The 17,635-nt window shown below is 52.5% G+C and carries 20 protein-coding genes; 8 read left to right on the forward strand and 12 right to left on the reverse strand.

The window, feature by feature from the left end:
• The first annotated feature begins 7 nt into the window (after positions 1–7).
• Positions 8–451 carry a DUF4426 domain-containing protein gene (locus tag GH984_RS04795; protein WP_153719058.1) on the forward strand — a complete coding sequence of 148 codons (444 nt, stop codon included), beginning with the start codon at positions 8–10 and terminating at the stop codon, positions 449–451.
• Positions 451–1,380 carry a histone deacetylase family protein gene (locus tag GH984_RS04800; protein WP_153719059.1) on the forward strand — a complete coding sequence of 310 codons (930 nt, stop codon included), beginning with the start codon at positions 451–453 and terminating at the stop codon, positions 1,378–1,380. The genes GH984_RS04795 and GH984_RS04800 overlap by 1 nt, the downstream gene beginning before the upstream one ends.
• 22 nt (positions 1,381–1,402) lie before the next feature.
• Here GH984_RS04800 and zapE read toward each other — a convergent pair whose 3' ends face one another.
• Positions 1,403–2,503 (reverse strand): cell division protein ZapE, encoded by a 1,101-nt coding sequence (gene zapE, locus GH984_RS04805; protein ID WP_369691943.1) that lies wholly within the window; start codon positions 2,501–2,503, stop codon positions 1,403–1,405.
• Between the two features lie 139 nt (positions 2,504–2,642).
• On the opposite strand from zapE, the gene ilvD reads away from it, so the two are divergent.
• Entirely contained in the window at positions 2,643–4,334 is a 1,692-nt protein-coding gene (gene ilvD, locus GH984_RS04810; RefSeq protein ID WP_153719060.1) for a dihydroxy-acid dehydratase, read from the forward strand.
• Here ilvD and GH984_RS04815 read toward each other — a convergent pair.
• Genes GH984_RS04815 through GH984_RS04825 form a run of 3 tightly spaced genes read right to left on the reverse strand, consistent with a single transcriptional unit; the run spans position 4,331 to position 6,004 of the window.
• Positions 4,331–4,930 carry an SCO family protein gene (locus tag GH984_RS04815; protein ID WP_153719061.1) on the reverse strand — a complete coding sequence of 200 codons (600 nt, stop codon included), beginning with the start codon at positions 4,928–4,930 and terminating at the stop codon, positions 4,331–4,333. The two genes, ilvD and GH984_RS04815, sit on opposite strands and share 4 nt — an antisense overlap.
• Positions 4,917–5,744, reverse strand: coding sequence for a cytochrome c oxidase assembly protein (locus GH984_RS04820; protein WP_153719062.1), 828 nt, complete (start codon positions 5,742–5,744; stop codon positions 4,917–4,919). The genes GH984_RS04815 and GH984_RS04820 overlap by 14 nt, the downstream gene beginning before the upstream one ends.
• A 5-nt stretch (positions 5,745–5,749) precedes the next feature.
• Positions 5,750–6,004, reverse strand: a complete 255-nt coding sequence (locus GH984_RS04825) for a hypothetical protein (RefSeq protein ID WP_153719063.1) — start codon at positions 6,002–6,004, stop codon at positions 5,750–5,752.
• Between the two features lie 18 nt (positions 6,005–6,022).
• Here GH984_RS04825 and sohB point away from each other — a divergent pair, with 18 nt between their 5' ends.
• Entirely contained in the window at positions 6,023–7,027 is a 1,005-nt protein-coding gene (sohB, locus tag GH984_RS04830; RefSeq protein WP_153719064.1) for a protease SohB, read from the forward strand.
• Here the strand turns inward: sohB and GH984_RS04835 are convergent.
• Positions 6,996–7,253, reverse strand: coding sequence for a sulfurtransferase TusA family protein (locus tag GH984_RS04835; RefSeq protein ID WP_153719065.1), 258 nt, complete (start codon positions 7,251–7,253; stop codon positions 6,996–6,998). The two genes, sohB and GH984_RS04835, sit on opposite strands and share 32 nt — an antisense overlap.
• 51 nt (positions 7,254–7,304) lie before the next feature.
• On the opposite strand from GH984_RS04835, the gene GH984_RS04840 reads away from it, so the two are divergent.
• From GH984_RS04840 to GH984_RS04855, 4 genes are all read left to right on the forward strand, one after another.
• Positions 7,305–7,502, forward strand: a complete 198-nt coding sequence (locus GH984_RS04840; RefSeq protein WP_253939121.1) for a hypothetical protein — start codon at positions 7,305–7,307, stop codon at positions 7,500–7,502.
• Positions 7,503–7,523: 21 nt separating this feature from the next.
• Complete coding sequence (gene lipA / locus GH984_RS04845; RefSeq protein WP_153719066.1) at positions 7,524–8,522, forward strand: lipoyl synthase; 999 nt, start codon at positions 7,524–7,526, stop codon at positions 8,520–8,522.
• A 90-nt stretch (positions 8,523–8,612) separates the two neighbouring features.
• A complete protein-coding gene (locus GH984_RS04850; RefSeq protein ID WP_153719067.1) occupies positions 8,613–9,197 on the forward strand; it encodes a hypothetical protein in 585 nt (194 codons plus the stop codon).
• 87 nt (positions 9,198–9,284) lie between these two features.
• Positions 9,285–9,497 (forward strand): type II toxin-antitoxin system HicB family antitoxin, encoded by a 213-nt coding sequence (locus GH984_RS04855; RefSeq protein WP_153719068.1) that lies wholly within the window; start codon positions 9,285–9,287, stop codon positions 9,495–9,497.
• A 182-nt stretch (positions 9,498–9,679) separates the two neighbouring features.
• On the opposite strand, the gene GH984_RS04860 is transcribed toward GH984_RS04855, so the two are convergent.
• The 7 genes from GH984_RS04860 to GH984_RS04890 form a co-directional block, all read right to left on the reverse strand.
• Positions 9,680–10,276 carry a cupin domain-containing protein gene (locus tag GH984_RS04860; protein WP_153719069.1) on the reverse strand — a complete coding sequence of 199 codons (597 nt, stop codon included), beginning with the start codon at positions 10,274–10,276 and terminating at the stop codon, positions 9,680–9,682.
• Between the two features lies 1 nt (position 10,277).
• Positions 10,278–11,030, reverse strand: a complete 753-nt coding sequence (locus GH984_RS04865; RefSeq protein WP_216643622.1) for an SDR family NAD(P)-dependent oxidoreductase — start codon at positions 11,028–11,030, stop codon at positions 10,278–10,280.
• A complete protein-coding gene (locus GH984_RS04870) occupies positions 11,014–12,216 on the reverse strand; it encodes a M20 aminoacylase family protein (RefSeq protein ID WP_153719070.1) in 1,203 nt (400 codons plus the stop codon). The genes GH984_RS04865 and GH984_RS04870 overlap by 17 nt, the downstream gene beginning before the upstream one ends.
• 8 nt (positions 12,217–12,224) lie before the next feature.
• Entirely contained in the window at positions 12,225–14,036 is a 1,812-nt protein-coding gene (locus GH984_RS04875; RefSeq protein WP_153719071.1) for an ABC transporter ATP-binding protein, read from the reverse strand.
• 1 nt (position 14,037) lies between these two features.
• Complete coding sequence (locus GH984_RS04880) at positions 14,038–14,934, reverse strand: ABC transporter permease (protein ID WP_153719072.1); 897 nt, start codon at positions 14,932–14,934, stop codon at positions 14,038–14,040.
• Positions 14,935–14,947: 13 nt separating this feature from the next.
• Positions 14,948–15,937 (reverse strand): ABC transporter permease, encoded by a 990-nt coding sequence (locus tag GH984_RS04885; protein WP_153719073.1) that lies wholly within the window; start codon positions 15,935–15,937, stop codon positions 14,948–14,950.
• A 75-nt stretch (positions 15,938–16,012) separates the two neighbouring features.
• Positions 16,013–17,581 carry an ABC transporter substrate-binding protein gene (locus GH984_RS04890; RefSeq protein ID WP_153719074.1) on the reverse strand — a complete coding sequence of 523 codons (1,569 nt, stop codon included), beginning with the start codon at positions 17,579–17,581 and terminating at the stop codon, positions 16,013–16,015.
• Positions 17,582–17,635: the final 54 nt, after the last annotated feature.

Here is a 17,635-nt window from a genome sequence, read left to right on the forward strand (position 1 = left end):
GCACATTATGCGGTTTAAGCCTTATGCCCTTGTTGCCCCCGCCGTGGCCTGCCTATTGATGATTTTACCGCTAAGCGTATTCGCTCAGCAGGCGCAGCGTTTTGAAGATTTCGAAATTCATTACAACGCTATCCCCACCGGATTGTTGAATGATGCCGTTGCTCAGGAATACGGCATTGTGCGCAGTCGCACTCAAGGCATGCTGATGATTACGATTTTGCATGACGGCTCGCCCATTCGTGGCCGTGTTCGTACCCTTGCCATCGACGATGATGAGCAGGTAATAGAAGTTCGTATGCGCGAGGTGAAGAACGATGACTGGGTGTCTTACATCGGCACGCTGGAAATAAAAGCCGGGCAGCCCGTCAATTTTTCTGTTGAGGTGCGCCCCGAAACCGGTGATGGGCCATTTGACCTAGGCTGGCGCCAGACCTTCCAAAGTTTGGAGTAATGCCTGTGAGCACTTGGCTAATTACCCATCCAAGCTGCCTTGCGCACAATACCGGCGACGACCACCCCGAGCGAGTCGACCGCCTGCGCGCCATTCTGGCCGCACTCGATACCCCCGCGTTTGCTACACTCGAGCGGCACACTGCCATGCCTGCCACCCGCGAAGCGCTAGAGCGGGTCCATACCGCTGAGTACATCGAACGGGTGCTCGCAGCGGTGCCCAAAACAGGGCGTACCCACTTAGATTCAGACACCGTGCTCTCCCCTGACTCTGGCGAAGCCGCTTTGCATGCCGCTGGTGCTGCAATACAAGGCATCGATGCGATTGTTGCGGGTGATGCACGGCGGGTATTTTGCGCGGTGCGGCCGCCAGGGCATCATGCTGAGCCCGATGAATCGATGGGTTTTTGCCTATTCAATAATGCCGCCATTGCTGCTTTTCATGCCCAAAAAGTGCATGGCATTCAACGTGTTGCCGTGGTTGACTTTGACGTTCACCACGGCAATGGCACACAGACCATGCTGAGCGATCAGCCGGGCATGTTTTATCTTTCTTTACACGAGCATCCGTTGTTTCCTGGCACCGGCACACGCCGCGATAACCGGCCTGACAATATCCTTAATCTGCCATTAGCAGCGGGCACAGACTCGGCAAATTATCGACAGCAATTTCATGGCGAAGCGACTGATGCCCTGATCGCGTTTGATCCTGAGCTTATTATTATTTCTGCCGGGTTTGATGCCGCCGCCGAAGACCCACTGGCCCATTTACAGCTGAGTGCCGATGATTTTGCGTGGATTACCGATGAGCTCGTGGCCGTTGCAAACTACTGCTGCAGCGGACATATCTGCTCGATACTCGAGGGCGGTTATGATTTAGGTGCGCTATCACGCGGCGTTCAGCGGCATGTAACCCAGTTAATGCAGTAGCACATGGCCTATGCGCAATGGGCTAAGGGCGATGGGCCAGCGCCAAATAATCATGCGACTGCATTTCCTGCAAGCGCGATAGCGTGCGCCGAAATTCAAAATCAAGCCGATACCCGCGATACAACAAATCTACCTCAGCGGCCGCCGAAATAATCAGCTTAACGCTGCGATCATAAAATTCATCAACTAGCGCGATAAATCGGCGCGCAGCATCATCGCAGTCATGATCCATAATGGGCACATTGGCAAGCAGCACCGTATGGAATTGCTTGGCTAGCTCAATATAGTCATCGGCACTGCGCGGGCTTTGGCACAGCGCATTGAAGCTGGCGTACAACACACCATCGCCCACACCGCGTGCCTTAATTTCACGACCATTAATTTCAAGCTCTGGCTCTGCACGCTCACGCTCTGGCGATAACGACTCAAACGTTTGGGCCAGCTGCTGATCGGCTGCTGCGTTGGCCGGCGCATAATACACGGGCGCCCGGCTGAGCAGACGCAGTCGATAATCAACCCCACCATCCACATTGAGTACTTGCGTGTGCTCCTCGAGCAGCGCAATGGCAGGTAGAAAGCGCTCACGCTGCAACCCATCGGCATATAAATCCGCTGGCGGCACATTGCTGGTTGCCACTAAGGTGACACCGTTTTCGATTAAACCGTGCAGTAACCCCGATAAAATCATCGCATCGGCGATATCGCTGACAAAAAATTCATCAAAGCACAGCACACGAGCCTCGCTGGCCCATTCCTTGGCCAACACATTTAGGGGATCTTCCTGATCGCGCAGGGTGCGCAGGCGGGCATGCGCGGCTTTCATAAAACGATGAAAATGCAGTCGGCGACGTTGCTCCGGGGGCAAGCACTCGTAGAAAAGATCCATCAAATAGGTTTTGCCGCGCCCAACACCCCCCCATAAATACAGCCCTGGCACTGCAGCGGGCGCTGAGCGTTTACGCAACAACCGGCTAACGGGCCCCTTGGCAATGGGCGCGGGTGGGGTTTGAGCTAACTGCGCATGCAGCTCGGTGAGCGCATCGATGGCCGCTTCTTGTGCCGGATCATGCACAAATCCGGCTTCTTGAACATCTAACTGATATCGTTTTTTTGGGGTTGTCACCGCCGGCTATCCATCATTGCCCAAGTTCTAAAAAACCGCAGTATGCCAGATACGCAGCATCACGCATTTGCCACAGCGCCATAAGTTTCGTATTTTTCTCTTTTACGATTTGCCCGCTACACAAAACGAGGAATAACCAATGGCCGATAACCGCCGCAGCCGCGTCGTGACCGAAGGGCTTGCCCGAACTCCTAACCGCGCGATGATGCGGGCTGCTGGGTTTAAGGATGAAGACTTCCAAAAACCCATCGTAGGCGTTGGTAACGCACACAGCACCATCACCCCCTGCAACATGGGCATCGGCGCACAGGCAGAGCGGGCTACCGATGCACTGCGTAAAGCCGGCGCCATGCCGGTAAGCTTTGGCACAATCACCATTTCAGACGGCATTTCCATGGGCACCGAGGGCATGAAGTTCTCGCTGGTCTCACGCGAGGTGATTGCTGATTCGATTGAAACGGTCTGCAACGGGCAGCGGCTCGATGGCATTTTGGCTACTGGCGGCTGCGATAAAAATATGCCGGGTGCCATGATGGGCATTGCACGGCTGAACATTCCTGGCATCTTTGTATATGGCGGCACCATTAAGCCTGGGCGCTACAAGGGCAAAGACCTCACCATTGTGAGTGCGTTTGAAGCGGTGGGTGAAGCCGCAGCCGGCAAGCTCTCAGATGAAGATCTTAAAGGCGTAGAAATGAACGCCTGCCCAGGCGCTGGCTCTTGCGGTGGCATGTATACCGCCAACACCATGTCGAGTGCGTTTGAGGCCATGGGCATGAGCTTAATGGGCTCCTCCACCGTATCGGCCATTGATGATGAGGCACGCACCGTGGCGGCGCGCTCTGCCGAAGTACTAGTGGATGCAATTCGTCACCAGCGCCTACCGCGCGACATCATGACCCGTAAGGCATTTGAAAATGCCGTCAGCATTGTCATGGCGCTCGGCGGCTCTACAAACGCCGTTTTGCACATGCTAGCCATCGCCAATGTCTGCGAAGTCGAATTTTCAATCGATGATATCGAAATGATTCGTCGCCGTGTGCCCGTGCTTTGTGACCTCAAGCCTTCTGGCCGCTATGTGACGAGCGAATTCCATGATGTTGGCGGCACACCGCAAGTCATGAAAATGCTGCTCAGCAAAGGCCTGCTGCATGGCGATTGTCTTACCATTACCGGGCAAACCATCGAAGAGCTGCTCGCTGATGTGCCGGCAGAGCCCTCTAGCGATCAAGACATCATTCGTACCTTCGATAACCCCATGTACCCCGAAGGGCATTTAGCCGTTTTGCGCGGCAATCTGGCCAGCGAAGGTGCCGTTGCCAAGGTCAGCGGCATTAAGCAGCGCCGCATTGAGGGCCCTGCCCGCGTGTTTGATTCTGAAGAGCTAGCCATGGATGCCATTCTTAGCGACCAAATTCGTGCCGGCGATGTACTGATCATTCGCTATGAGGGGCCAAAAGGCGGCCCGGGCATGCGCGAAATGCTGGCGCCTACCTCTGCCATTATTGGTCGGGGTTTAGGCGATGCCGTTGGCCTGATTACCGATGGCCGCTTCTCGGGTGGTACCTATGGCATGGTGGTTGGCCATGTTGCGCCAGAGGCTGCGGTGGGCGGCAATATCGCACTGGTTGAGGAAGGCGATACGGTGGTAATCGATGCAGATCACAACTTGCTCGAGGTGAAGTTAGACGATGCCACGCTGGCAGAGCGTCGGGCACGCTGGCAGCCTCGTCCGCCCAATTACCCACGCGGCGTACTCGGCAAATTTGCCAAGTTAGTGAGCTCAGCCAGTTATGGCGCGGTAACTGACAAGGACTTATTTAAAGATTAACTGCCGCTGATTCGGCGTAAGTCTTCTGCCATATCGCTAATGGTATCGGCAGGCCGGAAGATGGCTCGGGCGCGGCTCGAGCCATCAAATACATACATCGCGCTGGGGTGCGAGACGTTATAGTTACCAAACTGATCAGGCTCATCAAACCCGAATGTGGCCCGATAGCGTTTGGTCATCTCCCGCAGCTCAGGCTCGGTAGCAGTTGCACCAATAATATATTCGCTAAAAAAATCGGTGTATCGACCCAGCATTTCTGGTGAATCACGGCCCGGATCAACCGAAACGAACAGCACATTCACCTCTTCACCAATCGACTGATCTACCCGATCTAGCGCTGCGGCCAAGCGCGCCATTGCCGTGGGGCAGACATCAGGGCAATGCGTAAAACCAAAAAACACCACCACAGTAGAGCCTTTTAAATCAGCCTCAGTAATTCGTTGGCCCGTTTCTGAAACCAAGTCAAACTTAAGATCAGGCAGCAGGCCGTAAACTCCTTTGGTGGCATAGTCGCCACCAATACAGCCGCTAAGCAGCAACACCAAGGCAAAAGACCCAATCAGCAAACCGCGTTTAAGATGACTAAGACCGGGCATGCGTTTTCTCCAATCGAAAGGCCAGCACAATAATCGCGGCAACCACACTCATCATTGAAGCAGGAATCCAGGTAATCAAACCGCCAATTTGTTGATCCAACAGCGGCGAAATTGGAAACGCTCTGCCACAGACATCATAAATATCAAACAGGTTCTGCCGGCTAAAGGTGATGTAGGCGCCCAGCGCAATTTGCGGTGGAATAATCATGCCCAGCAATAAAATACGCTTACCAGGGCTTAAGCGTGGCGTAACGCCAGCCCGCCCCCGCTCAAAAATTAGCCACCAAAACAACAGCCCATCAAGGGCCATTGTCCAGTTCATCAGCCAATATAAATCGAGGCTGAGCATGGCGTAGAAGTGAATACTGGGCGTGAGCCAAAAATACAAAATGCCCACAAACAAAAATGCCGCCAAAAACGGTTGCTGAATCCCGTTATAGAGCACCCGCAACACCGAAAAAACTGGCGCTGCTCGGCCCTGCGGCCAAGCCCTAACCGATGCCGGTAACCCCGCTGCCAATACGGCAGCTGGCATTGATAAGGCCACTAAAAAAGGGCCTAGATGATGCAAGATGAGATGCTGAAAACGATGCGCTGAAAACAAGTACTGCGAGTAGTAGTCAAACTGGGTTTGGGTTACCACATACATCAGCCCCATACCCAGAAAAAAAGACAGCGCAGGCCAAAACCCGGGCTTAGCCCCCCGCATCATCCCAATTGCATACAAGCTGATTGCCGCTGCGCACACGATGATGACCGGGGCCGAAGGCTCCCAGGGGCGCAACCAGTCAATAACCGTATTTAAGGTGACCATAACCGCTAAAGATTAGCAGCCTGCTGCATCGCGGCATAGGTCTGCTCAGTCACCAATATAATGACTCGGCTGCTGGAATAAGCCTTGCCGTTGGCGAGCAGTGCCTGTCCTTTTTGGCTATTGGGGTCAATTAGAACAAAATCAATACCTTCGGTAAGCTGTGGCTCGATACGCTTAAACGCTCTAAAACTCGTGCCCTTGGGAACTTGGTTGTGCTGATCTAGCTCACGTAAGCTCAGCATTGTCGCTTCGTCACTCATATCGCGTACACTTTAGGGATGGAATTTATACAAGACTATGCCGCTTTTTTAGCACGCGTTGTTACTTTGCTGATTGCCGCCGGTATTTTAATCGGAATGCTCAGCGGCAGCACTGGGCGCGGCCGGGGCCGAAGCAAAGAATCCCTTGAAGTCACACCGCTTAATCAGCGCTACCAAGAAATGGGCCGGCGCATTACCGAGTCTGGCCGGCAGGCAGGTTCTTTTTTAAAACGTTGGCGTGAGCGCAAAAAACAGCGCAAAACCCGAACGGGCGAAGGCCGCCTACCCCGGCTATTTGTGCTCGACTTTAACGGCGATTTGCGCGCCACGGCCACCGATTCGCTACGCGAAGAAATTACTGCGGTATTGGCCAATGCGCGGAGTGATGATGAGGTGCTCCTGCGTTTAGAAAGCCCCGGTGGCATGGTGCCAGGCTACGGCTTAGCTGCCAGCCAACTGGCCCGGCTGCGTGATAAGAACATTCGGCTGACGATTAGCGTAGACCGTGTAGCCGCTTCGGGTGGGTATCTGATGGCCTGCGTGGCCGATCGGATTGTGGCTGCGCCCTTTGCGATTGTTGGCTCGATTGGCGTGGTGGGGCAGCTGCCAAACTTTCATGGCCTGCTCAAACGCCACGATATTGACTTTGAGCTGCATACCGCTGGCGAAAACAAGCGCGACCTGACCGTTTTTGGTCGCAATACCGATGAAGGACGCGCGCATTTCCGTGAATCCTTACAAGAGGTGCACCAACTCTTTAAGGCGCATATCACCCGCTATCGACCCCGCCTCGACATCGAAAAGGTGGCCACGGGCGAGCACTGGCTGGGCGAAAAAGCGCTGGAACTCGGTTTGGTGGATGATCTTGGCACCAGCGACGATTTACTGCTCGAGCGCCGCGAAAAAATGGAATTGATTGCCCTTAAATATCACCCAGCGCCGTCTTTAAAACGCCGCTTAGCGGTAGTCTTAGAGTCGGCGTTAACCAAGCTTAGGCAGGGTGCGGGCCTTTACGGATCGTAAATGTGAATTCACCTTCGGCCTGCTCATGGGCAATTAGCTCATGCTCGGTGGTGTCACAAAACCCCGTGAAGTCGATCACAGAATGAGGATCGGTGGCCACAACACGCACACAATCGCCCGGCGTTAACTCCCGCAGTGCTTGTTTAGTGCGCAAAATCGGCAGCGGACAATTCAGCCCCCGCAGATCAAGTTCCTGCTGTACTGTCAGTTGTGCTTCACCAGACATAGAGTCAGCCCCATGTGAACGCGTATACTCCTATTACTATAACAGGACAAAATGGAAACCCGCTTGATGGCAGACGAAAAGAAAACTAAGCCAGATGCTCAAGACTGCGCAGACGACCCACGCTCAGTTAGCGACGATGAACTGCGTGAAGAGTTCAGCCGCGAAGAAGTGGAAGCTTGGCGCAAAAAGGCCGATAAATCACATGCCAACTGGTTTTCAGTAATGAACAACCCTTATGGGAAAGACTGACAGAGCATAGGCGGAGTCAGAATGAGCGAGCTAAAAGGTATACCGGTGGTCGTTAGCGGCCAAAAAGTCTCAAAGCCAAATGGCGTGCGCGCCATCAAAAATGGCATGAAAACCAACCGGGCCGCGGCGCCCCTCACCCGTGGCGACAAGCCCGATTGGCTGCGCGTAAAAATCCCAACGGGCGAGACCTTTCAAAAAGTGCGCAACACGGTGCGCGAACACCGCTTAGCCACCGTTTGTGAAGAATCAATGTGCCCCAACATGGGCGAATGCTGGAGCGCGGGCACCGCCACCATCATGCTCATGGGCGATGTCTGCACGCGTGCCTGCCGCTTCTGCGCGGTAGACACGGGCAACCCGCGCGGCTGGCTAGACCCCGAAGAGCCAGCAGGCGCGGCCGAAACCGTTTCACTGATGGGGTTAAAGTACGTTGTACTCACCTCAGTAGACCGCGATGACCTGCCCGATGGCGGCGCTGGCCACTACGCCGCCTGCATTCGAGAGATCAAACGCCAAAACCCCAGCACCGCGGTTGAAGCACTCACCCCTGATTTTAATGGCAGCACCGAAGCCATTAACACGGTTGTCGACACCGGCCTTGAAGTCTTTGCGCAAAATGTGGAAACCGTTGAGCGGCTCACCCACCCTGTGCGAGACCCCCGCGCTGGCTACCAGCAAACCCTTGATGTGCTGGCGCATGCCAAAGTTCGCCGCCCCGATGTGCTGACCAAAACCAGCCTAATGCTCGGCCTTGGCGAAACCGATGAGGAAATCATCAAAACGATGGATGACCTGCGCGCCATTGGCGTAGACATCGTCACCTTCGGCCAATACCTTCGGCCCACCGTTAATCACCTGCCGGTGGAACGCTACGTAACGCCCGAGCAATTTAACCGCTTCCGCGAAATCGGTCTGGAAAAGGGCTTTTTGGAAGTGGTCTCTGGCCCACTGGTGCGCTCGAGCTATCGGGCAGATCGGGTGTTGGAGAAGAACAACGTGGGCCTCACGGGAACGGTTTAGTGTGCTTTAGCCCGGCTTAACAATACGCTTCGCGTATCGAAAACCGCCGGGCCAAAGCACACAAAACCCTTTTGGTTGGGAGGAGTCGTAATGAAGACGGTACAACGCTTACTAATTGCGCTTATGTTGATAGCACCGCCCAGTCTGGGGTCGGCTCAACATGCCCACTCGCCCTATAGCGGCCAGGAGAATCGGGCCATCAAGAGCCTTTCTGAAGACGATCTGGCCGAGTTGCGCCGCGGCGGCGGCTGGGGGTTGGCTCTGGCGGCGGAGCTGAACGGCGTTCCAGGGCCAACTCACCTGATGGAATTAGCGGATGAAATTGAGCTAGAAGACAATCAGCAAAACGCCATCAATGACATCTATGAACGGATGCGCACCCGGGCCATTGAAGCGGGTGAGAGGTTTATCGAGGCCGAGGCGTCTTTAGAAGCAGCTTTTCAGTCAGGTCAGCTCTCGCCCGAAAGGCTGCGGGAGCACCTCGACACCATCGCCCAACGACGCAGCGATCTGCGTTACGCCCACCTGGCCGCTCATCTAGAAACCATGGACGTGATCTCACCCAACCAGGTAAAACGTTATAACAAGCTGCGGGGATACGACGCCTCATCTGCCTGTGACGACGTACCTGACGGCCACGATCCCGCCATGTGGCGCCGGCATAATGGGTGCTAAAACCTCGGCATGGCAACACGAAATTTCAAGGCGTGATGAGCTCTACTTATCGCCTCGGTTATAGATGGGGGAATACCGGAGAGACTGATGTCAATTAAGTACGAGCTGATCATCTATTGGAGCGACGAGGACCAGTCCTTTGTCGTCGAGGTTCCGGAGTTGCCAGGTTGCATGGCGGACGGCGAAAGCTATGAACTGGCCGTGGTGAACGCTCAGCAGGTGATTGAGGAGTGGATCGAGACGGCAAGGGAGCTTGGCCGGCCGGTCCCGGAACCGCAAGGGCGATTGAAGTATGCATAGGCCATCCAGCCGACGCTCATACCTCGTGAGTAAGCGCAATATCGGAGCGGAAATTCTCGAGGGGCTCGAGGAGGTAAAGCAATATAACAAGGGCAATGTCCAACTGCGGAACAACACCCTGAAGTGTTCAGTGAATTGCGTTGACCCCGGGTGTAGCAATCAATTTCGGTTCGCTCCACGCTTCAGAACGTTGGCGGTGTGCAAGTCCAAAGAATGCTAGCGGTGCAGGCGCCCGGGTTGCTGTAGGAGTGGGGGATGTCAGAGGGGAAGCAAAATGCATCGCCCTTTTGTAAGTGGTAGGTCACATCATCAAGCTCAAGAACCACCTCACCAGCTAGAATGTAGCCCGTTTCTTCGCCTTCATGCACAAATGCTTCACCACTTTTTGCCCCCGGTTCAATATGATGGATATTGGACTGAAGCATATGGCCTTCGCGGTAAGGGATGATTCGCTCGATGCGGATTCCGGCGTGATCACCCGGGTAGTAATCTAAGGTAATCACAGGCCGCTGGCCTTCTCTAAGCACTGGTTCATTGTGCGGAATGGATTCGTCGAATAGCCAGGTGATGTTTGTGTCTAGGTTGTGCACGAGCCGGTGAGTTATTTTGATTGACGGAAGCGCATGCCCGTTCTCAACTTTAGACAACAGACTTTCAGAGCAGCCACAGCGCATCGCTAACTCTTTGAGGGTTAGGCCCTTTGCTCGTCTTGCCATTTTTAACTTCAAGCCGAGCTTTTCTCGCGATAAATCACCGAACTCGCTTTGTGTCGATTTCATCTCAGTGAGCCATGCCCCCATCAACCATCATTTGTTTGGCCGTAATATACCGAGATTCTTCCGATGCCAAAAATGTATAAATGGGCGCCACTTCATCGGGGGTGCCTTGTCGGCCTAAGGGAACAAGCCGTTCAACAATGCTCTGATGCTTCTCGGCACCACCCATTAGTTTGATTGCAGACTCATTAAATGGGGTATCAATCCACCCGGGCAGAACAGAGTTGACCCGAATATTATGCGGCGCCATTTCTTGTGCTAATGCGGTTGTGAACGCTAGAACCGCGCCCTTCGCCGATGCATACGCTGCCATTCCCGCTGCCCCACGCAGCCCTGCTAAGGATGATGTTGTAATAAAGCTGCCGCCGCCACCCGCTTTAATTATTGCTGGCAACCCATGCTTAGCAACAAAGAACGTGCCCCTTACATTCACTTGGAAGAGGCTGTCCCAATCAGCCGCAGCAAACGATTTGATTTCGCCTGTTTTCATTTGCCCGGCAAAAACCACGATCGTATTTATTTCGCCAAGTCGAGCCTCTGCCTCCTTTACTACCTCTGCAACGCTCTCCTCAGAGCCAACATCACAGTAGATGCTTGAAACGTTCTCACCGAGTTCGTTAGCAACAGCATCAGCACCCGATTTGTTGATATCGGCAATAACAAGGCTTGCCCCATTTTGGTGAAAATCAAGGGCAGTTGCCCGGCCTATACCTGTTGCTGCACCAATCAGTAGGGCTTTTTTATCTTTCAAGCGCATCTTTCTCTCTCCTATCTAAATCGCCGGCGTTAGTTACTAGACTTGCCAGATAACTTGCGCCAATCGGCAGAATGTCGTCATTAAAATCAAACTCCGGATGATGCAAGGGCACATCTCGGCCATTACCAACCCAGGCGTAGCTGCCCGGCACTTCTTCAAGTAAGTAGGCAAAATCTTCCGAAGCCATACTTGGCAGATATTCAGTGATCACATTTTCATCACCTAAAAGGCTTCCCGCGACTGCTTTTGAAAATGCAGCCTCGTTAGGGGTGTTTATTGTGACTGGGAACGCTTTTTCGGTACTGAGGGTACATTCAATGTCATACATACTTGAGGTGCTGTCCACAATCGCGGCGAGCCGCTGATGGGTAAACTGAAGCGTGTCATTATCTAAGGTACGGATTGTTCCTTTAAGGATGACCTGGTGAGGCAAAACATTCACCGCATCTCCACCATGCACTTGGGTGACCGACACCACAAGCGGATGCTGCGTGTTAACCGAGCGAGACGTAATAGTCTGAATTGAAGAAATCATCGTAGCGGCAGCAACGATTGCATCGGTGCCCTGATGAGGTAAAGCTGCATGAGAACCACTGGCGTTAAGCTCAATCCTAAACAGATCAGACGATGCCATCACAGCTCCCGGCTGCACAGCCATTTGACCAACAGGTATGCCCGGCCAGTTATGTACGGCAAATACCTGGTCGAGCGGCCATTTCTTTAACAGCCCATCCTTGAGCATTGCCAACGCGCCCCCAAGCGCTTCTTCTGCTGGCTGAAAAATAAACCGCACCGTACCGGGAAAATTGCGTGTCTTTGCCAAATACTCAGCAGCGCCCAACAGCATAACCATATGCCCATCATGCCCACAGGAGTGCGCAATGCCATCATACTTTGATGCATAGGGCAGACCGGTCTGCTCCAATATTGGCAATGCATCCATATCTGCCCGCAAACCAACCGTTGGGCCTGGCCGGTCACCTTCAAGCGTGGCCACTAAACCGGTACCGCCGATACCCTGGTCAGCGCTCAGCCCCATATTTTGTAAAATCTCGGCAATAAAGGCACTCGTTTCAACCTCAGTAAACCCAACCTCGGGGTACTGATGTAGATGTTGCCGCCACTTTGTTAACGTCTCGTGTTTTTTTACAAAAAAATCCTGGAGCTCTTGGGTGTTTTCTTTCATATTTTCCTCTAAGGCAATTTTGCATAACCGACGTAGCATGCAGCGGCGCTGCCTTTTTCTTCATAAACTTCTAGGTTTGGTTCTTCTTGAGCGCACTGGTCAATCGCAAACGGGCAACGTGTTCTAAAACTGCACCCTGCAGGAATATTGATGGGGTCTGGTGGCTCGCCATCAAGCAAATAAACTGACTCTTCGAATGGCTTTTCTTCTAGTACCGGCACAGCGCTCAAAAGCGCGCGGGTATAGGGGTGGCCGGCCTTACTAAACAAACTTTCATTATCCGCTAGCTCTACCACTTTCCCTAAATACATCACCCCAATTCGATCACAAATACGTCTAACCATTGCCAGATCATGCGAGATGTAAATACACGTGATGCTTCGGCGTCGATTGATATCTGCAAATAGCGCCAGCAATTTAGATTGCTCAACCTGATCTAGCGCGGAAAGGGTTTCGTCTAATATCAGCACTTCAGGCTCTAGCACCAGCGCCCGAGCAATACTCACTCGCTGACGCTGCCCCGCACTTAGCCCGGCCGGTAAGTCATGTATTAGATCAAGGTTTAGCCCAACTTCTGTCATCACGGCTTTGACGCGCGTCCATAGCGCATTGCCTTTTTCGAGATTATGAATCCGCAAAGGCTCAGCAATGATGTCGCCGATGGTCATATAACTTGGAATGGAGTTATAAGGGTCTTGCAGAATCAATTGCATTTTCTGGCGCCAATTGAGCAGTTGCTTGCTACTCATAGAAGACAATGATGTGCCGTTGAACAACACCTCTCCCGTATCTGGGCTCTCAAGGGCGCTTAACAAACGACTAAGCGTGGATTTTCCGCAACCCGATTCACCAATAACGCCAAAATTCTCACCTCGGCGAACATCAAACGAAACGCCTCGCACTGCTTGCACAGCTTGCTTTCCGAACACCACATCCGGGTCTGCCAGTTGATAGGTTTTGGATACATCACGAATCGACAGAATAGGATGCTCATCAATTTGCTCGCTGTGAAAAGGCTCAGCACCCCATATATCAGGAACTTGATGAATTAGCTGCTTGGTATAGTCATCCTGAGGATTTGCCAACAATCCAGACGTACCGCCACTTTCAACAACTCGGCCTTCTTTCATGACCAAGACTTTGTCTGCGATGTCGACCGCGGTACCAAGGGACGCAGTCACAAACACGATCGCCGTCTCAAAGTCCTGCTGCAGCTGTCTGAGCAATCTCAAAATCTGCGCTGCCACCGTAACATCGAGAGGCTGCGTAATATTATCGGCGATGAGTAATTTTGGGTTGGTAACAAGGGCATCAACAATCAACGCACGCTGCATCATCCCACCAGAAAACTGAAACGGGTAATCGTTGAACCGCTTACTTGCCGATGGGATGCGAACCGCTTGAAACGTTTCAATCACAAACTCTTTGGCTTCTCGTTTACTGAGCGTTGGCTTTACGGTGACCAACTTTTTCACGATCTGGCTGCCCACGGGCACGGTGGGATCCAACGCACTGGTTGGATCAGCGCCAATGTAAGAAATTTCGCGGCCACGCATGGCATTAAACCGCTCGGCAGGTTGCTTCAGTAGATCAACGCCTTCAAAAAAGAGCTGGCCGGAAGAAATCTCTAAGGGCGAAGCCACCCAATTAACTAGCGCCTTGGCAAGCACCGTTTTTCCTGCACCACTCTCTCCAATAATCCCCACCACAGACTTAGGCGCCGCTGAAAACGAGACATCCTGGAGTACCGGCGCCGCCTTTGGCAGGTTGGCATTCCTAATCGATAATCCAGAAACTTGCAGAACATCACGCGTCGTCATTTTATCTACCACCCTGCAAGACATGGTTTCTTGAGCGCTCGAGCACCCCACCAACCAAATTTAGACTGGTTAACGTCACTGCCAACAGCACACCTGGCGCAACGGTAATCCACCACGAATTAAGCAAATACTGAGTACCCGAAGAGATGATGGTCCCAAAGGTTGGGGTTGGTGGCTGAATACCAATGCCAATAAACCCAAAAATCGCTTCAAAAATCATCATTCGTGCAATATCGAGCACTGCTACAAAGGCAATGGGTGGCAGAATTTGCGGTGCCATGTGCCGGAGCATAATCCGCAAATCACCAGCGCCAATAATCCTTGCAGCGCGGATGTGCTCCTTTTCTTTTTCTGCGAGTGCCACGCTACGAGCAACACGCGCATACACAGGCCAACTCGCAATTACCAACACCATAATGATGCTAAATGGCGTTGGCCGACTCATCCCTAGCACCGTAATGGCCAAAATAATGACAGGGATAGACATTTGGACATCGGTGATGCGCATGATCACGGTATCGATCCAGCCGCCTTTATAGCCTGCGTAGATACCCAAGCCGCAACCGAGCACAAACATACAAATGACCGCGACCACGCTAAGCATTAAGGCATTTCGTAGCCCGATTAGTGAGCGCAGAAATAGATCTCGGCCTAGTTGATCAGTACCGAAAATATGCGGCCATTGCCCACCCTCAAAAAAGATTGGCGGAAGGAAACGAAGACCAACATTCATATCGATAGCTGATGCCGGGATGATGACGGGGCCTACTGCAGCCAGCACGATGAGAAATAAAAAGACCCCAAGGGCAAATTTCATCTCTTTAAATGCCCATGCATGCGCCAGCATTCTCTGTGAGGTGCGCATGCCAGTTGTTGCGTTGCTAACGGTGTCTGTCATTGTTAGTTCTCTTTTAAAACTTCAATCGCCGATCAATCAGCGATGAGAAAAAATCGACAAACATATTGATCAAGACCAGCGCAACAGCCGCCAGTATTGAGATGGCTTGAACGATCGGGAAGTCACGCTGAAAAATCGCGTTAATGGTCAATAAGCCAATGCCGGGGTAGCTAAAGATGTACTCCACAACAAAAAGCCCACCCAACAGCATTCCAATGACTTGGGCACCAAATAGATTCATTAGCGGCACCGCAGAATTTCTCAACACGTGCGCTCTAAACATATAGTTACTCGACAACCCCCGCACCAAACCAAGTGCAAAATAGGGCGCGCGCAAATTATCCGAAACCGATACAGAAATTGCCCGAATTAGAACGGGGGATATCTCAATGGCAATCACGATTGCCGGCAGTATCGCGTAAGCCAAGCCTTCGTAACCAATCGCAGGTAACCATCCCGCCTTCGTGGAGAACAGGAAAATTAAAACAACCCCAATCCAGATGTTGGGCAGCGATATAAACAGAGAACTCACGTACAAAGCGAATCGATCGGGCCATCGGCCACTATTGCGGCCCGCAAAAATCCCGATGGGTAGCGCAATCAATAGCGCCAAAAACACACCCCCACCCGCTAGAATTGCGGTATAGGGCAGTGCCGTCATAATTAAATCAAATACTGGCGCGCGGTTGTCGGTATCAAGCCCTTCGGAATCCTGACTACCCCCAGTGCTACCGCCCTGCACACCACGTATAAACGAGTGACCAAAATCACCCTGGACAACGCCAGCAACAAAACGGCCATACTGAATTGGAATCGGATCTCTAAGACCTAATTGCTCCGCTGTCTCCTCAATTGCGGCAGATGAGGCCATTGGCCCCAAAATAATGCGAACCGGGTCACCAGACACCACCCGCAACAGCGCAAAGATGACAAACGAAACCAGAAACACAATGACCGCGCCTTGAAGGATGCGGCGAACAAAAAACTCTATAGCAAACGCCATACCAATTAGCCTATAAAACGGGCCTAGTAGAAGATGTTCTGAGGCGCCTTGCGGCGCCCCAGAACGCATTAAGCCTTAGCTCAACGTTGCTTTACTTAAGTCTATCGGTCCGTTTGGATAGAACTTAACGCCAGACACTCGATCCGACATGGCCCGTAAGAAGACCGACGAGAATAACGAAATTGCTGGCACTTTATCTGCCAACATCGGCAGCGTTTCTTCTTGCAGCAACTTCAGCCGCTCATCAATCGATACCGCGCCGCGCTGCCTATCCAAAGCAGCATCAAGCTCTGCATCGTCGATGCCATTAATGAGCGCAAAATCGGAGTGATAATTCGGGCGCAAAACCAAATCTGGCTCTGGCGAACCCGTAATCCATCCAACATCGATGATGTGCCCAGGTCCTTGCCCATCAGAACCTCTATACAGCTGCTCTTCCCAAGCCGCTGGCTCTAATGTTGTGAGCTTGACTGGGAAGCCCTGCGCCTGAAGCATCGCCGTTACAAGTTCTCCATACTCACGGGTTTTTGGATAAAAACCGACCGAAGTAATGAACTCGATTTCAGGCAGCCCTTGCCCATTCGGATAACCGGCAGCCGCCAGTAACTCCTGACAACGTGCTGGATCGAATGTCGGATAGTTCGGTACGTCGATATATCCAAATTTAACTGGCGAGATATGGCAATCTGATGCCTGTCCCGCTTCTGCGACCAACTGTAATACTTGGTCTCGATCGATGGCTGCAACCGCAGCCTGCCGAACCAGCTCATTATCAAATGGTGGTTTATTGCAGCGGAAATGCAGGTACTTATTTTCACTAGAGAGACTGCGATCAGTCGTGATGCCAGACTCGCCTGTTAGTGACACATACTGCTCGGGTTCTAGCCGCTCAGTCAGGTGGTATTCACCATTTAACAGACCTAACACGCGAGTGTTGGCATCTGGCACGTATGCCCAGACGACCGTCTCAATATTCGGTTTCCCATCATAATATTCATCGAACGCTTCGAATATAATGCGATCGCCCTGGGTTTCCGAATACCGAAATGGCCCGGTGCCATTAGGACGTGACCGAAGCCGATCTGGATTGGCAATATCCCGTGCCGACAAAATCGGCAAGAAGGATGAGACATACCAGAAGTTCAATGCTGGATATCCATATGCCTCTGTGTTGAGGCGAACGGTGTAACGATCTACAACTTCAACATCAACACGGCCTGGATACCATGCCGATGCCGGGCGACTAGGATCGCTGCCGTATTCATAGGTTGCTTTTACATCTTCTGCCGTCAGCTCATTTCCATCATGGAACTTAACGCCCTGACGAAGCTTGTACTCTAACGTGAACTCATCAACAGAACGCCACTCGACAGCGAGGTCTGGCAGTATTTCACTGGGGTCCTCAGGAGTCATCGGACAGTTAGTCAGCCGATTAAAAATGAAACCCTCTGCGGTAATTTGAGGCGCTACCGTATGCGAGGTTGGGTCCCAACTACTCGTTACAGTGCCCGCCGCCGCAAATACCAATGTTTTCACGTCCTGCGACGCAGCAGTTTTAATGAATGGCAACCCAGCCGTTGGCAAGAATGAAACGGCACCTAAGGCTGATGCACCAGCCAAAAACTTCCTTCTTGAAATGTTCATATCTAAATCCCCCCAAGGGTGTAAATATTCGACGTTCTTGCGTCAATAACAGTA

Source organism: Spiribacter salilacus (genome assembly GCF_009649225.1).
GTDB lineage: Bacteria > Pseudomonadota > Gammaproteobacteria > Nitrococcales > Nitrococcaceae > Spiribacter > Spiribacter salilacus.

What these genes read in the sequence shown, in the direction of transcription:
- GH984_RS04795 (WP_153719058.1), top strand. Translation starts at nt 8, where the DNA reads ATGCGGTTTAAGCCTTATGCCCTTGTTGCCCCCGCCGTGGCCTGCCTA.
- GH984_RS04800 (WP_153719059.1), top strand. Translation starts at nt 451, where the DNA reads ATGCCTGTGAGCACTTGGCTAATTACCCATCCAAGCTGCCTTGCGCAC.
- ilvD (WP_153719060.1), top strand. Translation starts at nt 2,643, where the DNA reads ATGGCCGATAACCGCCGCAGCCGCGTCGTGACCGAAGGGCTTGCCCGA.
- GH984_RS04815 (WP_153719061.1), bottom strand. Translation starts at nt 4,930, where the DNA reads ATGCCCGGTCTTAGTCATCTTAAACGCGGTTTGCTGATTGGGTCTTTT.
- GH984_RS04820 (WP_153719062.1), bottom strand. Translation starts at nt 5,744, where the DNA reads ATGGTCACCTTAAATACGGTTATTGACTGGTTGCGCCCCTGGGAGCCT.
- GH984_RS04825 (WP_153719063.1), bottom strand. Translation starts at nt 6,004, where the DNA reads ATGAGTGACGAAGCGACAATGCTGAGCTTACGTGAGCTAGATCAGCAC.
- sohB (WP_153719064.1), top strand. Translation starts at nt 6,023, where the DNA reads ATGGAATTTATACAAGACTATGCCGCTTTTTTAGCACGCGTTGTTACT.
- GH984_RS04835 (WP_153719065.1), bottom strand. Translation starts at nt 7,253, where the DNA reads ATGTCTGGTGAAGCACAACTGACAGTACAGCAGGAACTTGATCTGCGG.
- GH984_RS04840 (WP_253939121.1), top strand. Translation starts at nt 7,305, where the DNA reads ATGGAAACCCGCTTGATGGCAGACGAAAAGAAAACTAAGCCAGATGCT.
- lipA (WP_153719066.1), top strand. Translation starts at nt 7,524, where the DNA reads ATGAGCGAGCTAAAAGGTATACCGGTGGTCGTTAGCGGCCAAAAAGTC.
- GH984_RS04850 (WP_153719067.1), top strand. Translation starts at nt 8,613, where the DNA reads ATGAAGACGGTACAACGCTTACTAATTGCGCTTATGTTGATAGCACCG.
- GH984_RS04855 (WP_153719068.1), top strand. Translation starts at nt 9,285, where the DNA reads ATGTCAATTAAGTACGAGCTGATCATCTATTGGAGCGACGAGGACCAG.
- GH984_RS04860 (WP_153719069.1), bottom strand. Translation starts at nt 10,276, where the DNA reads ATGAAATCGACACAAAGCGAGTTCGGTGATTTATCGCGAGAAAAGCTC.
- GH984_RS04865 (WP_216643622.1), bottom strand. Translation starts at nt 11,030, where the DNA reads ATGCGCTTGAAAGATAAAAAAGCCCTACTGATTGGTGCAGCAACAGGT.
- GH984_RS04870 (WP_153719070.1), bottom strand. Translation starts at nt 12,216, where the DNA reads ATGAAAGAAAACACCCAAGAGCTCCAGGATTTTTTTGTAAAAAAACAC.
- GH984_RS04875 (WP_153719071.1), bottom strand. Translation starts at nt 14,036, where the DNA reads ATGACGACGCGTGATGTTCTGCAAGTTTCTGGATTATCGATTAGGAAT.
- GH984_RS04880 (WP_153719072.1), bottom strand. Translation starts at nt 14,934, where the DNA reads ATGACAGACACCGTTAGCAACGCAACAACTGGCATGCGCACCTCACAG.
- GH984_RS04885 (WP_153719073.1), bottom strand. Translation starts at nt 15,937, where the DNA reads ATGGCGTTTGCTATAGAGTTTTTTGTTCGCCGCATCCTTCAAGGCGCG.
- GH984_RS04890 (WP_153719074.1), bottom strand. Translation starts at nt 17,581, where the DNA reads ATGAACATTTCAAGAAGGAAGTTTTTGGCTGGTGCATCAGCCTTAGGT.